This is a genomic window from Bradyrhizobium sp. NBAIM18, assembly GCF_020193825.1.
GTDB classification, from domain to species: domain Bacteria; phylum Pseudomonadota; class Alphaproteobacteria; order Rhizobiales; family Xanthobacteraceae; genus Bradyrhizobium; species Bradyrhizobium yuanmingense.
On sequence record NZ_JADYVO010000001.1, the window covers coordinates 232173 to 247385 of the forward strand.

The window sequence follows — 15213 nt, forward strand, 5'->3', positions numbered from 1 at the left end:
CAGGTCTCATGAATGCGCCGGTAACGCGGCGGAATGCCGTCCTCGGCATCGCCGTCGCAGCCACATCGCTCGCCGCCCCTTCGATCCTGCGCGCACAATCGGCGGGCCGCGTCGTCGTGGTCGGCGGCGGCTTTGGCGGCGCCGCTTGCGCCCGCGCGCTCAAGCGCGCCGATGCTAAATTGCAGGTCACCCTGATTGAGCCGAACAAGACTTACATCTCCTGTCCCTTCAGCAACGAGGTGATCGCGGGCCTGCGCGAGATCGAGGCGCAGCAGTTCGGCTATGACAAGCTTGCCGCCGGGGGCATCAGCATCGTCATCCAGGCTGCGACGGGCATCGACACGCAAACGCGTCGTGTGACGACGGGGGATGGCATCACGTTCGGCTATGACCGCCTCGTGCTCTCGCCCGGCATCGACTTCCATCTTGAAGCCCTGCCCGGCTACGACGGTGCCGCGCCGGAGACGATGCCGCACGGCTGGAAGGCCGGCGCGCAAACGCTTTTGCTGCGCCGGCAATTGGAAGCGATGGCGGACGGCGGCACGATCGCCATTGCAATCCCGGCCAATCCTTCCCGGTGCCCGCCAGCGCCCTACGAGCGCGCGAGCCTGATCGCGCATTACCTGAAGTCGAGAAAGCCGCGGTCGAAAGTTCTGATCCTCGATGCCAAGGACGCGTTCTCTCAGCAGCGGCTGTTCGAGAAAGCGTGGAAGGAGCTCTATGGCGACATGATCGAGCGCGTCGCACTGTCGCAAGGCGGCCGCGTCACCTCGGTCGATCCGACGATGCGAACCATCGTCACGGAGTTCGGCAACTACACCCCTGATGTCGCCAACGTCATCCCGCCGCAGCGCGCGGGGCGCATCGCCGCCATCGCGGGCGCTGCGGACGCGACGGGCTGGTGCCCGATCGATCCCGTCACGTTCGAGTCGAAACTCGTTTCGAACGTCCACGTCATCGGCGATGCCTGCCTTGGCGGGGGCATTCCCAAATCAGCATCCGCTGCGAGCGCGCAAGGCAAGGCCTGTGCTGGAGCGATCGTGAATCTCTTTGCAGGCCGCCCGCCGAAGACGCCACGCCTGACAGGCGTCTGTTACAACGTCGTCGCGCCCGGTTACGGCTTTTCGTTGGCCGGCAACTACGAGCCCAGGGGCGACATCTTCGCCGAGGTCGAGGGCGGCACCACGAGCCCGGTCGACGCGCCGCGCGAATTGCGCGCCCGCGAGGCGGACGAGGCCGAGCGCTGGTTTGAAACCATCACGGCGGATACCTTTGGCTAGAGCACCGATCCATATCGCAGCGCTGATCTCTGCCAGCCTCGCCTGCAGCGCGAGCGCGGACGAGCTTGTGCCCTACACAATCGTCGGCGACGGCATTCCCGCCTCGCTCACCGGCTCGCCCAGCGATGCCACGCGTGGGCGCGCGCTGGTGCTCGCTCGCACGACGACCTGTATCCTCTGCCATTCCGGCCCATTTCCGGAAACGCGGTTCCAGGGCGACCTCGCGCCTGATCTTGCCGGTGCCGGGAACCGGTGGTCCGCGAGCCAGTTGCGGCTTCGACTGGTCGATGCCTCGCGCTTCAATCCGGACACCATCATGCCGTCCTATTATCGCAACGACGGCCTCGTCCGCGTCGGACGCAACTTCGCCGGCAAGCCGATCCTGTCGGCTGCGGAGATCGAGGACATCGTGGCTTTTCTTGCAACGCTTCGGGACTAGGTTTCATGCCAACCACGCGACGACAATTCTTGAACCTTGCCGGAGGCGTGACAGTCGCCGGCACGGTCCCGATCGTGACGCTGCGGCCGCTTCAAGCGACGCCGGCGATGCTCAACGCTGCGATCCGTAACCTCGTCGGCGAAGCCCAGCTTCGCAGCGGCAGGATCAGGCTCGACATTCCGCCGCTGGTCGAGAACGGCAACACGGTGCCGATGACGGTCAGCGTTGCAAGCCCGATGACGGCAGACGACCACGTCAAGAGCATCCACGTCTTCAACGAGAAGAACCCGCAGCCGAACATCGGCAATTTCTATCTTGGTCCTTCCTCCGGCCGCGCCCAGGTCTCGACCCGGATCCGGCTCGCCGACACCCAGAAGGTGGTCGCGATCGCGCGCCTGTCCGACGACACGTTCTGGCAAGTTGCCGCCGATGTCGTCGTGACGCTGGCGGCCTGCACCGAGGAGATGAACTGATGGCGGCCCTCATCAACGTTCCCTCGAAAGCCAAACGCGGCGAGATCATCGAGATCCGCACGCTGACCTCGCACATCATGGAAACAGGATTCCGCCATACCGCGGACGGCAAGCTCGTGCCGCGCGACATCATCACGAGCTTCACCTGCCGCTACAACGGCGCCGAGATCTTTCGTGCCGACCTGTTTCCGGCGATCGCGGCGAACCCATATTTGTCGTTCTTCACGGTGGCCAAGGAGAGCGGCAAGTTCGAGTTCGAGTGGATTGGCGACAACGGCTATTCGTCCACCGCATCGGCATCGATCACGGTCGGATGATCGCTTGGCGCGCGATAGCGGCGGCGATATTGCTCGTCACGGGCCCCGCCCTGCTCGCCGCAGAGATCCCGCCCGATGCGCGCCGCTCCGGCTATGCGTTCATGGGCCCGGACACTCGGGCGATGCAGGACGACGACACCGCCAATCCCGGCATGCTGTTCGTGCTCGATGGCGAGCAGCTGTGGAAGAAGAAGACCGGCAGCGCCGACAGGGCATGCGCCGATTGTCATGACGACGCGCGCACCAGCATGAAGGGCGTCGCGGCGCGCTACCCCGCTTTCGACAAGGCGCTGGGCCGCCCCGTCACGCTCGACCAGCGCATCAATCTCTGCCGCGCCAATCATCAGCAGGCAACGCCGCTGCCCGACGAGAGCCGCGACCTGCTCGCCTTGTCCGCCTTCGTCGCCCACCAGTCACGCGGCATTCCGATCACGGCCGGCGACGATCCGCAGCTCAAGCCGTTTGTCGACCAGGGCCGCGATCTCTTCATGCAGCGCGAAGGCCAGCTCAACCTTGCCTGCACCAACTGCCATGACGACAATTTCGACAAACGCCTCGCGGGCGCCCCGATCACGCAAGGACAGCCGACCGGCTATCCACTGTATCGACTGGAATGGCAGACGCTTGGCTCGCTGGAGCGGCGGCTGCGCAGCTGCATGACCGGGGTCCGCGCCCAGGCCTATGATTACGGCTCGCCCGAGCTGGTCGCGCTCGAACTGTACCTGATGTCGCGGGCACGTGGCCTGCCGATGGAAACACCGGCGGTGCGCCCCTGAAACAGCAACGGCCGGGCCATCCGCCCGGCCATTCCGCAAGGATGAAGCCGCGCTACTCCGCCGGTGCGGCCGACATCTCCGGATGCGCGGCATAGTGCTCGCTGGCGCCGAGCTTGCTGGCGGCGAACAGGCCTGCCGCCATCACGGCGTAGGCCAGCGCGACCGCGGGGGTCACGCCGAAGCCGCCGCCGATACCGACGGCCTCGCCATGCATGAAGCCGAAATAGGTCAGGATCGCCCCGACCAGCGCAAAGGCGGAGGCCTTCTCGAAATCGCGCTCGATGATGAAGACACCAATGGCGCCCAGGATAAGGCCGCCGAGGATGGAGCCGCCGCCCATCACCTCGAGGCCGTGATAGAACACGCCTTGCTGCGGCAGCGCGGCAATCGCAGCCGTTTTGACTGCGTCGGCCTTGTCCGCCGCCATCCCGCCGACGGTTGCTGCCGCAGTCATGGTCGAGGCCAGCATCGTATCGATCTGCAGCTTGGCCCAGGCGGCAAGGTGCGGGGTCAGCGCCAGCACGATCGCGGGTGCATGCTTGACCGGCGTGGTCTGGAACGCCTGCGCGCCGATCAGCATGCCGATATAGAGCAGGATCGGCGAGATTGCGACGACGGGCACCAGCGCCAGCAGTACCGAGATGATGCCGAACCAGGACAGCACCACCACCATGACGCCGGTCGCAGCCGAATAGCCGATCCGGCCACCCATCGCCTTCCAGCCGGGATGGCCGATATAGACCGCGTTGATGAAGGGATTGCCCATCAGGCAGCCGATCAGGCTGACGACGCCGTCGGCGGTGAGCACGCGCGTGGTCGGATAGTCGTCGCCGGCCGCTTCCGCGCTCTCGACATTGTCCATGGCCTCGACCAGGTCGTAGATGCCGAACGGAATGGCGGTGACCAGGATGATGCCGAGGAACTCGAAGCCGGAGAAGACATAGCCAAACGCCGGGATCGGCACCGAGAAGCCGAAATTGGCAAAGGCCGCGCCGACACCCGCGATGCTCAGGCCGCCGAGGCCGAGCCCGAACAGGTTCGAGCCCCATGCGATGATCATGCCGGCCGCGATCGCGACAAGGCCCGCGGGAATGCCGCGCCAGTATTTCACGCCGCCGAACCAGCTCACCAGGATGATGGCGAAGCAGACGAGACCGATCTGCGGCGTCATGTACATCTCTAACGCCGGCCGCATCGAGATGAAGGTCACGGAGACGCCCGCGAGCGTGCCGAGCAGCGCCGCGCGCGGCGTGATCTTGCGGATAAACGGCGCAATGAAGCCGCCGATCATCAGAATGAAGCTCTGGAAGAACACCCAAACGAGGCCCGCCGACCAGCCCTTGAGCGGATCGCCGGTCTTGAGCGTGATCGGTAGCATGATCACGAAGGTCACGATGAACATGTGCGGCACGCTGACGCCCGACGGCAGCGCGCAGACGTCGTTGCGGCCGGTCTTCTGGGCCAGGCGATAGGCGAGATAGGCGTAATAGAAGGTGGAGAGACACATCATCAGCCCGAGCGCGGGCAGGATGCGGCCGAACACGAGGCTGTCGGGCATCTTCAGCACGAAGCGCAACAGGCCCGTGAGCACCAACATGTTGACGAGGATGTTGGTGCCGAAGCCGAACAACGCGTTCCAGTCGCCCGAAGTCCATAGCGCCGGCTTGAACTCGGACTTGTTCAGATCAGAACTGCCGGCCGCCCCCTTCAATGTGCTCATGATAATACCCCTATGTGGTCGAAACCGTCATTGCCTCCAGAACTGCGGCTGAATCCGCGACCCAGCCGAAGATGCCGCCCTGGGCCTTGATCATCTTCAGGCCCATCTCGTGAAACTCGGGGAAGTAGGACGCGCAGCCGTCGGCGATGACGACGCAGCGATAGCCGCGGTCGTTGGCCTCGCGCACCGTGGTATTGACGCACACTTCGGTGGTGACGCCGCACACGAGCAAATTCTCGATGCCGTATTTCTCCAGGACCTCGCCGAGCTCGGTCGCGTAGAACGCCCCCTTGCCGGGCTTGTCGATCACGATTTCGCTGTCGAGCGGATAGAGCTCGGGAATGATGTCGTGGCCGGCCTCGCCGCGAATGAGGATGCGCCCCATCGGACCGGGATCGCCGATGCGAAGGCTCGGCGCGCCGCGCTCGACCTTGGCCGGCGGCGCGTCGGAGAGATCGGGCAGATGCCCCTCGCGCGTGTGAATGACCAGCATGCCGGTGTCGCGCGCCGCCGTCAGCACCGCGCCGATCGGCTTCACCGCGCGCGCGAGCTGGCTGACGTCATTGCCCAGCGTCTCGCCGAAGCCGCCGGGCTCCATGAAGTCGCGCTGCATGTCGATGATGAGGAGTGCGGTGGCGGGCCAGTCGAGCGTGATCGGCTCAGGCTCGGCGCTGACGACGCCCCTTGTCGGCTTGGCTGAGTTCAACATGACGGCCCCGCGAGAACTCTCCTGAGCGGGAGTTCTGCAAGCGCCGTGCCATTGTGTACAATTGCGGTTGAGCGCGGATAGCGAGGGAATTTGTCGTCTGGTCAGAAGGTTACGCCGGCGATCGGCGTCTGCTCATTCCCTGTGCGACGGCTTCGCGCCGTGCATCTGCTTAAAGGATGAGCGGCCTCCGCTCGTCATTCCGGGGCGACGCGAAAGTCGAGCCCGGAATCCATCGGGCGGCAGTGCGCGAGGTGAGATGGATTCTCTGATGCGCAATTGCGCATGATAGCTCGGCGCTACGCGCGCCCCGGAATTACGAGCAGAGGCTACCGCCCTGCCCCATACAGCCGCCGATACTCCTCCTCATACGGCGCATAGGACTCCTTCAGCGTCGCCATGTTCAGCAGCATGGCTGCCATCATCGTGCCCGCCTTGTCGAACACGCGCGTCTTGACCCAGGCGCTTTCAGTGCGGCGGCTGCCGGACAGCGCGACCACTTCGCGCTCGACCTCGTATTCCTCGCCCTCGAAGAGCGGCCCCTTCAGCAGGCGGATCTCCTGGTCGGCGAACAGGCCGACGGCCGGGCCCTTGGCCGGCAGCGGATCGTCCTTGGAGCGGTACTGGAACAGCACGCTCAGCATCTCCATGGGGATGATGGGCTTGCCCCACGGATTATCCGCGCCCGAATAGTACGGCGAGCTCTCGGTGATGACGGCGAGCTTCTGCCTCAGCGAGAACGGATAGAGGTCGCCCATGTTCTGGTCGAACGCCATGCGCACCGGCTGCCGCTTGCCGGTCACACCGACTTGCACGTCGCGAAGGATCACCGGGTCGGCGAGCGGCTTAAGCTCACGCAGACGCAGATCAAGGGCTGTTGGGCTGTCGACGATGGAAGCCGTGCCGCGCAGCACTTCGGTGCCGTCCCGCTTGACCATTTGAATTTGACACTCCGGTTGCTCATCCGAAGAAGCCATCAGGATCGCCTGCACCTCTTCCCCCTCGTAGCAGACGTTGCGATAGTGGGCAGAAAGGCAACCTCTTTCAAACCAGACCTGCCCCCATCGCCGCTCGCAAAGCGGGGCAAACTGGCTGAAATGCGTCGGACCCTCGATGGTGCCGCCCTTGAAGCCGAGCTTCTGCGCAGTGGCGTCGTCGTGGATCGAGGCGTGCGCGTCGTAAGTCTGCGCCTGCAGCATCTGGCGTGGCCGACGCCACGGCCCGACCAAGGCGCCTCCGGTCTGAGTGATCTCGGTCTCGAACGCCGTCATGTTTTCCTCCGCGTGCAAGCCATGACTAGCAGGAGCGCCACGGATGCGGCCAGCGATATTGACTTCGCTGGCCCATCCTTTTGACTGTCACAATTCGCATCGCGCAGCCGCGATTCCTCCCGCAGCGCAAACCTCCCGCCGAACGAAAGACGAGGACTTCCGAATGACGCTGTTGCAGGTCGAGCTGGACGACAAATACCGGCTCGAATCGAAGCGGATCTTCCTGTCCGGCACGCAGGCCCTGGTCCGCCTGCCCATGTTGCAGCGCGAACGCGACCGGCTTCAGGGCCTCAACACCGGCGGCTTCATCTCGGGCTATCGCGGTTCCCCGCTCGGCATGTACGACCACGCGTTGTGGCGCGCAAAGTCGCACCTTCAGCAGCACGACATCGCTTTCGTCCCTGGTTTGAACGAGGACCTCGCCGCAACTGCGGTCTGGGGCAGCCAGCAGGTCGGCCTGTTTCCCGGCGCCAAGGTCGATGGCGTGTTCGGCATCTGGTATGGCAAGGGTCCCGGTGTCGATCGCTCGGTCGATGCGCTCAAGCATGCCAATGCCGCCGGCACCTCGCTTCATGGCGGCGTGCTGGCGCTCGCCGGGGACGACCACGGCTGCCAATCCTCGACGCTGGCGCATCAGAGCGAGCAGGTGTTCGCGGCGGCGCTGATCCCCGTGATCAACCCTGCCACGCTGCAAGACTATCTCGACCTCGGCCTCTACGGCTTTGCGCTGTCACGCTTCTCCGGCTGCTGGGTCGGCTTCAAGGCGATCAGCGAGACGGTGGAGAGCTCGGCCTCGATCTATAGCGACCCCGAACGCATCAAGATCGTGGTGCCCGACGATTTCGAGATGCCGCCCGGCGGCCTCAACATCCGCTGGCCCGATCCGCCGCTGGAGGCGGAGAAGCGCCTGTTCGGACCGAAGATGGCAGCGGTGCAGGCCTTCGCCCGCGCCAATCAGCTCGACCGCATCGTGCTCGATTCCAAGCCCGCGCGGCTCGGCATCGTCGCCACCGGCAAGGCCTATCTCGATCTGCGCCAGGCGCTCGCCGATCTGGGGATCACCGACAAGGACGCGCAGGACCTCGGCTTTCGCATCTACAAGGTCGCGATAACCTGGCCGCTGGAGGAGAGCGGCGCCAAACGTTTCGCCGAGGGCCTTCAGGACGTGCTGGTGGTCGAGGAGAAGCGCGGCTTCATCGAAGACCAGTTGATGCGCATCCTCTACAACGTCGATGCCTCAAAGCGTCCGACCGTCACGGGCAAGCGCGACGAGCGCGGCGCACCGCTGTTGCCGAGCGAGGGCGAGCTGACGCCGACCATCGTCGCTGGCGCGCTGGTGGCGCGCTTGCGCAAGCTCGGCCATCACAGCCCGGTGCTGGAGCAGCGCCTCGCGCGGCTCGAGGCCTTCGACAATCCCGTCACGACCAGCACGCCGATCAAGCTCGCGCGCACGCCGTTCTTCTGCTCGGGCTGCCCGCACAACACCTCCACTCGGGTGCCCGAGGGCAGCCGCGCCATGGCCGGCATCGGCTGCCACGGCATGGCGCTGAGCATGCCGACCCGCCGCACGGATCTGATCTCGCATATGGGCGCCGAGGGCGTGAACTGGATCGGCCAGTCGCCCTTCACCACCGAGAATCACATCTTCCAGAATCTCGGCGACGGCACCTACACGCATTCCGGCCTGCTCGCCCTTCGTGCGGCTTCGGCCGCCGGCATCAACATCACCTACAAGATCCTCTACAACGACGCCGTGGCGATGACCGGCGGCCAGCCCGCCGAAGGCGCCTTCAACGTCGCGCAGATCGCCCATCAAGTCTGGGCCGAAGGCGTCAAGCGGCTTGCGATCGTCTCCGACGATCCCACGAAGTATCCGCAAGGCGGATACTTCCCGCAAGGCGCGACCATCCACCACCGCCGCGAGCTCGATGCCGTGCAGCGCGAGCTGCGCGATATCAAGGGCCTAACGGTCGTCATCTACGACCAGACCTGCGCCGCCGAGAAGCGCCGCCGCCGCAAGCGCGGGCTCTATCCCGATCCCGCCAAGCGCGCCTTCATCAACGAACTGGTCTGCGAAGGTTGCGGCGACTGCTCGCAGGCCTCGAACTGCGTCTCGGTGCAGCCGCTGGAGACCGAATTCGGCCGCAAGCGCCAGATCGACCAGTCGAACTGCAACAAGGACTTTTCCTGCGTCGAGGGCTTTTGCCCGAGCTTCGTCACCGTCCATGGCGGCTCGCTGAAGCGGATGAAGACCTCGGCTGTGGATTCCGGCCAGCTGTTCGCCGATCTGCCGCTGCCGCCGGCGCGTGAGCTGGACGGGCCCTACAACATCCTCGTCACCGGCATCGGCGGCACCGGCGTCATCACCATCGGTGCCCTGCTCGGCATGGCTGCCCATGTCGACGGCCGCGGCTGCTCGGCGCTCGACTTCACCGGCCTGTCGCAGAAGAACGGCGCAGTGATGAGCCATGTCCGCATCGCACGGAGGCCGGAAGACATCTCCGCGGTCCGCATCACCACGGGCGGCGCCGACGTCATCCTCGGCTGCGACATGATCGTCTCAGCCGGCCCGACGGCGCTGAGCCGCGCCGAGCGCGGCGTGACCAAGGCCTACATCAACGCCGATCTGCAGCCGACCGCGAGCTTCGTGCAAAACCCCGATCTCGATTTCGAGATGGGCGCGATGCAGACCGTGCTCCGCGACGCCATCGGCGATAACAACCTCGACATCATCGACGCCACAGGCATTGCCGCGGCGCTGATGGGCGATTCCATCGCGACCAACCCCTTCATGCTGGGCTTTGCGTTCCAGAAGGGCGCGATCCCGCTGTCGCTGGAGGCCCTGCTCCGCGCCATCGAGATCAACGGCGCTGCGATCGAGATGAACAAGCTCGCCTTCACCTGGGGCCGGCTCGCAGCCCACGACATGTCGCGCGTGCACAGCGTGCTCCAGTTCAAGGCAAGAGCGTCCGCGCCTGCGAAATCGCTCGACGACATCATCGCGACGCGCGCGGAATTCCTGAACTCCTATCAGGACAAGGCCTATGCCGACCGCTACCTCGCAGCCGTCGCGAAGGTGCGCAAGGCGGAGAGCGCGGCTTCGGCGGGGTCAACCGAGCTCACCGAAGCGGTCGCAAAGAACCTGTTCAAGCTGATGTCCTACAAGGACGAATACGAGGTCGCCCGGCTCTACACCGACGGCAGTTTTGCAAAAAAGGTGTCCGAAAAATTCGATGGTGACTTCACGCTGAAGTACCATCTGGCGCCGCCGATCTTCACAAAGCGCGACAAGACGACCGGACATCTGCAGAAGCAGGAGTTCGGCAGCTGGATGATCCACGCCTTCCGCGTGCTCGCCAGGCTCAAGTTCCTGCGCGGCAGCGTGTTCGATCCGTTCGGCCGCACCGAGGAGCGCCGGACTGAGCGGAAATTGATCGCGGATTATCTGGCGATGATCGATCAGCGGATCACAGGGTTAAAGGCGGAGCAGATCCCGCTGCTGGCGCGGCTTGCGCGCGTGCCGGAGACCATCCGCGGCTTCGGCCATGTCAAGGAAGCCAACATCAAGCTGGCGGCGGCCGAGACGGCGCGGCTGGAAGCGGAGCTCGAGAACAGCCGCTTCGCCGCGGCGGCGGAGTAGAGGCTAGGCGCCAACCTCTCTCCGCGTCAACCACACACACGCTGTCATCGCCCGGTTCAGCGCGCCGGCTTGCGCTCGATCGGGTCGATGTCGATCGCCCGCAGGCGGCCGAGGCGCAGCACGTCCATGGCGAGCCGCCGCCCGATCCGGTCGCGGTCGAGCACGCGGATCAGATCGTCGACGCCGTTGATTTCGACGCCGTCGAGCCTGATGACGACGTCGCCGGGCAACAGGCCTGCCTTCGCCGCCGGTCCATCCGGCTCGATCTGCATCAGAAGCGCGCCCATCTTGTTCTCGACCCCGGCCAGCACCGCGTGCCGCCGCGGGACCGGCGCGGTCTGCCCGGCGACACCGATATAGGCGCGGCGGACATAGCCGTGGCGGATGATCTCCGACAGCACGAATTGCGCGGTGTTGCTGGCCACCGCAAAACAGATTCCTTGCGCGCCGTTGATTATAGCGGTGTTGATGCCGATCACCTCGGCATGCGACGACACTAGCGGCCCGCCGGAATTGCCGGGATTGAGCGCGGCGTCGGTCTGGATCACGTCCTCGATGGTGCGCCCGCTCACCGAGCGGATCGAGCGCCCGAGCGCCGAGACCACGCCGGCGGTCACGGTCGATTCGAAGCCGAGCGGATTGCCGATCGCGATCACGAGCTGGCCGCGACGCAACGTCTTGGAATTGCCGAGCGCGGCATAGGGCAAGTGGCGAGCGCCGTTGGCCCGCAGCAGCGCAAGGTCCGTATCGGGATCGACGCCGAGCACCTGGGCGTCGCCGACATGGCCTTCGACGTCGCGCAGCCGGATCTCCTTCGACGTGCCGACCACATGGCTGTTGGTGAGCACGAGCCCATCCGGCGAGATCACGATGCCGGAGCCGAGCCCGCCGCGCTCGCGACCGTTCGGCACCTTGGGGCCGGTCTCGACGCGCACGACCGCAGGGCCGACGCGATCGGTGACGTCGATCACAGCATTGGAATAGGCGTCCAGCAACGCCCGGTCATCGACCGGGGCGGCCGCATTCGCTCGCGATGACGGTGCGTCATCGGCGATATCTGAGGTGAAGTCCAACATGGCAAGAGTCCTTGAGGCTCACACAGATGGTGGCCTGCTCCCGCCGACGCAAGTGGCCCGCCTGGAGCGCAGGGCCGGACTGCCCAGATGGCTAGGGCGCCCGCCGCAGCGCGCCGCCTCTCGCCTTGACCGGATCGAGCAGCGACCAGTCCCCGTCCGGAAGCACATGGCCCTTGGGGAAAGGCGCACGCAGCTCGAGCCCCAGCGAGCTCAGTACGCGGTCATCGCGGTAATAGCATTGCAGCACGACACGGACGAGGGTTGCGGCGGCAACGCCGCCGTTCTTCCGAAACTCGTGCACCACCGCGTCGCGTCTGGCGGCATCGAGTTCGGCGAGCGGGCCCCCGGCGAGCCGCGCCAGGTGATCCAGCGCCGCCGCCACCAATTTGGTATCGCGACCTAGCGTTGCCAGCATGTCGGCCTGGATCGCGGGATCGTCGGCACCCGGCACCTTGTACTCGTCGCTGGCCGGAATGATCATCGCGGCGATGGCGCGGAGATCGTCGCGTTGCCTGCGTGTCAGTTGGTTGTCTGCGGACATCACAGCCTCAATCGAACAAATTGGCCAGGCGCTGCTTCATCTGGTCGGCGATGTAGAGCGCGAGGGCCTGGATGGTGGAGGTCGGGTTCACCCCGCCCGACGTGACGAAGATGCTGCCGTCGACGATGAAGAGGTTCTTCACGTCGTGCGCGCGGCCCCATTCGTTGACGACGGAACGCTCGGGGTCGGTGCCCATGCGCGCGGTGCCGAGCAGGTGCCAGCCGCCCCAGGGGATCGGCGAGTTGACGCAGATGTCGCTCGCGCCGGCCGTCTCGAGAAACTCGCGGCCGCGCGCCAGCGCGTGCTCCATCATCTTCCGGCTGTTCTCGCTGATGGTGTAGTCGACCTTCGGCGCGGGAATGCCGTGGCTGTCCTTCAGCACCGGATCGAGCGTGACGCGATTGTGCTCCTCAGGCAGGTCCTCGCAAATCGCGGAGAAACCTAAGCGATGGCCGTTGAGCTTGCGGAAGATACGGTGGTGATCCTCGCCCCACGGCAAGATGCCCTTCTGCTCGCTCACGACCGCTTCGAACACCGGCCCGGCCCCGCGCACGAACTGAACGCCATAGCCGCGCACGAAACCGCGCGACAGGTCGGTGTCGTACCATTGCTTGCTCCACAGGCAGGTCGGCGGCGCGCGGTTCGAGTCGGTCGGCTCCTTCACATAGCCGTAGATCTGCGCATAGGGATGGAACATCAGGTTCTTGCCGATGAGGCCCGACGAATTGGCGAGCCCGTTGGGGAAGCGGCCCGATGCCGAGTTGAGCAGCAGCCGCGGCGTGCCGACGCCGTTGCAGGCGATGACAACGACATGCGCGGGCTGAAACTGCTCGATGCCGTCCTTGTCGTAATAGACCACGCCCGAGGCCATGCCGTTCTCGTCGGTGGTGATCTCGCGCACCCGGCAATGGGTGCGCAGCTCGACGCCGGCGCGGATCGCATGCGGCCAATAGGTGATGTCGGTGGAGGATTTTGCGCCTTGCGCGCAGGCCGGCGTGCAATGGCCGAGATTAATGCAGCGCGCCCGGCCCTCGTAGTCCATCGTCGCGACCGTGGTGTCCGACGGCCACCAGTGCCAGCCGAGCTTGTTCATGGCCTTGCCGATGATGGCGCCGGACAGGCCCATCGGCTGCTGCGGCATCGGCGGATGCGTCAGCGGCGACAGCGGATCGCCTGACAGGCCTGACGTGCCCATCATGCGGTCGTTCTCTTCGAAGAACGGAGTCAATGCCTCGTAGTCGATCGGCCAGTCGTCGGCGACGCCGTCGAGCGTCTTCACCTTGAAATCGGAGGGATGCAGCCGCGGCCAGTGCGCGGTGTACATCACGGTCGAGCCGCCGACCGCGTTGTAGTTCACGACCTTGATCGGAGAGTTGTCGTCGTTGATCGGGTAGTCCTCGGGCCGGCCGCGAACGTTCGGGCTCGACGACCATTCGCCGTAGAACTTGGCCTCCCAGTCGCGGCCCGTGCTGGGATATTCCGCCGGGTTCATCCAGCCGCCCTGCTCCAGGCAGAGGATGTGCATCTTGGTCTCGGCCAGCGACCACGCCACCGCCGCGCCCGAAGCGCCGGCGCCGATGATCAGGACATCCACGGGGTCTTTCATCGCAACCTTGTCCTCCCCCCTCGCCGCTTACCGGGCGATTCGGCCTTTCGCGCCTCGCAAGGCCGGCAAACGATACGGGCAGAGCGACGGCGGAGTAAAGCCGCGGGGCCGGAATGTCGCACTTCGCGAGGCGCAGACCATTGGTCTCGCCACATCCGGATGCTAGGAACGGGGCGCACGAGCCATCGATAGCGAGACCGTATGTCCTTCCAGAAAATCTTTGCCGCCGCCCGCGCTTTTGCGCTCGTTTCGTTTCTCGCCTGGTCCGGATTTCTGGCCTCGTCCGGACCAGTTTCCGCGCTGACCGGCGCCGCGACGGCCCGTGACGGCAACTCGGTCCAGCTCGGCGACCTCACCTACCGGCTCGACGGCGTCGACGCGCCGGAGCTCGACCAGGTCTGCATCGACAATAAAGCCGATGCCTGGACCTGCGGCATCGAGGCCCGCGACCAGCTCGCGAAGCTCATCAACAAACGAACGGTGCGCTGCGACGATGTCGGGCCCGAGAAGAGCTTTGGCAAGCGGCACCGCGCCATCTGCACGGCCGAAGGCGACAAGGCCAGCTTGAACGAGCAGCTGATCAAGCTCGGCTTTGCCCTCGCACGCGAGCCGATCAAGGCCAACGTCAAGCCCGCAGCCAACGAGGCCAAGGCGTCGGCGGCCGGGATCTGGAAGGGCTGTTTTGTTGCGCCGCAAGATTTCCGCAGCGGCAAGAAGGACGGCGCGCTGCTGGGCACCGCCTGCCGCCCGGACCGCGACAAGGAAATCCGCGCCGTGCTGTTTCCGGAGGAGCTGACCATGCCCCCCAATTGCAGCATCAAGGGCAAGCTCGCGGTGCGCGCCCGCGTCACCGGCAATATCGGCATCTACCATCTGCGGGGATGCCCGAGCTACCCCGCGACGACGAATCCGGACCGCTGGTTCTGCTCGGAGGACGACGCCCAGGCGGCCGGCTTCCGCAAGGCCTACAATTGCCGCCGACCAAGGTGAGCAAGTTCCCTCACGCACCCGTGAGTGGTAGTCCTGGACCGTATTGATCCGGAATTGAACTTCGGCGCCGGTTGCTGCATTTGTAAGCCTACGCAAGCGCCTTGCGCGAGCGTTCCTTGGCAGCACTCCGGCTTCGGCCGATTGTCTTTGCTTGGGCGTTTCCTCCCTAGACTTGGGCCGCTTGTCACAAGCAAGCGGCTCTTTCTTTTTGTGCGTCGCTCCAAACCGAGGCCGTCATGCCCGGGCTTGTCCCGGGCATTCACGCGCTTCGTGCGTGAAGCAAGGCGTGGATGGCCGGGTCAAGCCTGGTCAAGCCCGGCCATGACGATGCGGCGAGATCAACGCATCAAGCTCACGACTTACTCTCTGCGATACGCG

The 15213-nt window shown here is 65.4% G+C and carries 13 protein-coding genes; 7 read left to right on the forward strand and 6 right to left on the reverse strand.

The annotated features are described in order from the left end of the window. The first annotated feature begins 8 nt into the window (after window positions 1-8). From I6F17_RS01060 to soxA, 5 genes are read left to right on the forward strand one after another with little or no spacing between them, the layout of a single operon-like run. Window positions 9-1280, forward strand: coding sequence for an NAD(P)/FAD-dependent oxidoreductase (locus tag I6F17_RS01060; protein WP_225123731.1), 1272 nt, complete (start codon window positions 9-11; stop codon window positions 1278-1280). Further along, on the forward strand, window positions 1273-1719 hold the full coding sequence (soxX, locus tag I6F17_RS01065; RefSeq protein ID WP_036004323.1) for a sulfur oxidation c-type cytochrome SoxX: 447 nt from the start codon (window positions 1273-1275) through the stop codon (window positions 1717-1719). Before I6F17_RS01060 ends, soxX begins: the two co-directional genes overlap by 8 nt. A gap of 5 nt (window positions 1720-1724) precedes the next feature. Then, window positions 1725-2192: a SoxY-related AACIE arm protein gene (locus I6F17_RS01070; protein ID WP_036037871.1), complete on the forward strand. Its 468-nt coding sequence runs from the start codon at window positions 1725-1727 to the stop codon at window positions 2190-2192. Then, window positions 2192-2509 (forward strand): thiosulfate oxidation carrier complex protein SoxZ, encoded by a 318-nt coding sequence (soxZ, locus tag I6F17_RS01075; RefSeq protein ID WP_225123732.1) that lies wholly within the window; start codon window positions 2192-2194, stop codon window positions 2507-2509. The genes I6F17_RS01070 and soxZ overlap by 1 nt, the downstream gene beginning before the upstream one ends. Then, on the forward strand, window positions 2506-3285 hold the full coding sequence (gene soxA / locus I6F17_RS01080) for a sulfur oxidation c-type cytochrome SoxA (RefSeq protein ID WP_225123733.1): 780 nt from the start codon (window positions 2506-2508) through the stop codon (window positions 3283-3285). The genes soxZ and soxA overlap by 4 nt, the downstream gene beginning before the upstream one ends. Before the next feature lie 52 nt (window positions 3286-3337). Here the strand turns inward: soxA and I6F17_RS01085 are convergent, their stop codons facing one another. The 3 genes from I6F17_RS01085 to I6F17_RS01095 form a co-directional block, all read right to left on the reverse strand. After that, the gene (locus tag I6F17_RS01085) at window positions 3338-5005 is read right to left on the reverse strand and encodes a regulator (RefSeq protein WP_225123734.1); all 1668 of its coding nucleotides are present in this window, start codon (window positions 5003-5005) and stop codon (window positions 3338-3340) included. A gap of 10 nt (window positions 5006-5015) precedes the next feature. Further along, a complete protein-coding gene (locus tag I6F17_RS01090) occupies window positions 5016-5714 on the reverse strand; it encodes an isochorismatase family cysteine hydrolase (RefSeq protein WP_109144580.1) in 699 nt (232 codons plus the stop codon). A gap of 326 nt (window positions 5715-6040) precedes the next feature. Further along, on the reverse strand, window positions 6041-6982 hold the full coding sequence (locus tag I6F17_RS01095; protein WP_225123735.1) for a hypothetical protein: 942 nt from the start codon (window positions 6980-6982) through the stop codon (window positions 6041-6043). A 163-nt stretch (window positions 6983-7145) separates the two neighbouring features. On the opposite strand from I6F17_RS01095, the gene I6F17_RS01100 reads away from it, so the two are divergent. Continuing rightward, window positions 7146-10622, forward strand: a complete 3477-nt coding sequence (locus tag I6F17_RS01100; protein ID WP_225123736.1) for an indolepyruvate ferredoxin oxidoreductase family protein — start codon at window positions 7146-7148, stop codon at window positions 10620-10622. A gap of 56 nt (window positions 10623-10678) precedes the next feature. Here I6F17_RS01100 and I6F17_RS01105 read toward each other — a convergent pair whose 3' ends face one another. From I6F17_RS01105 to I6F17_RS01115, 3 genes are all read right to left on the reverse strand, one after another. Beyond that, window positions 10679-11698: a trypsin-like peptidase domain-containing protein gene (locus tag I6F17_RS01105; protein ID WP_225123737.1), complete on the reverse strand. Its 1020-nt coding sequence runs from the start codon at window positions 11696-11698 to the stop codon at window positions 10679-10681. A gap of 91 nt (window positions 11699-11789) precedes the next feature. Next, window positions 11790-12239, reverse strand: a complete 450-nt coding sequence (locus tag I6F17_RS01110) for a gluconate 2-dehydrogenase subunit 3 family protein (RefSeq protein ID WP_225123738.1) — start codon at window positions 12237-12239, stop codon at window positions 11790-11792. A 7-nt stretch (window positions 12240-12246) separates the two neighbouring features. Continuing rightward, window positions 12247-13845: a GMC family oxidoreductase gene (locus I6F17_RS01115; protein ID WP_225123739.1), complete on the reverse strand. Its 1599-nt coding sequence runs from the start codon at window positions 13843-13845 to the stop codon at window positions 12247-12249. A gap of 201 nt (window positions 13846-14046) precedes the next feature. On the opposite strand from I6F17_RS01115, the gene I6F17_RS01120 reads away from it, so the two are divergent. Beyond that, the gene (locus I6F17_RS01120; RefSeq protein ID WP_225123740.1) at window positions 14047-14835 is read left to right on the forward strand and encodes a thermonuclease family protein; all 789 of its coding nucleotides are present in this window, start codon (window positions 14047-14049) and stop codon (window positions 14833-14835) included. The last annotated feature ends 378 nt before the right edge of the window (window positions 14836-15213 follow it).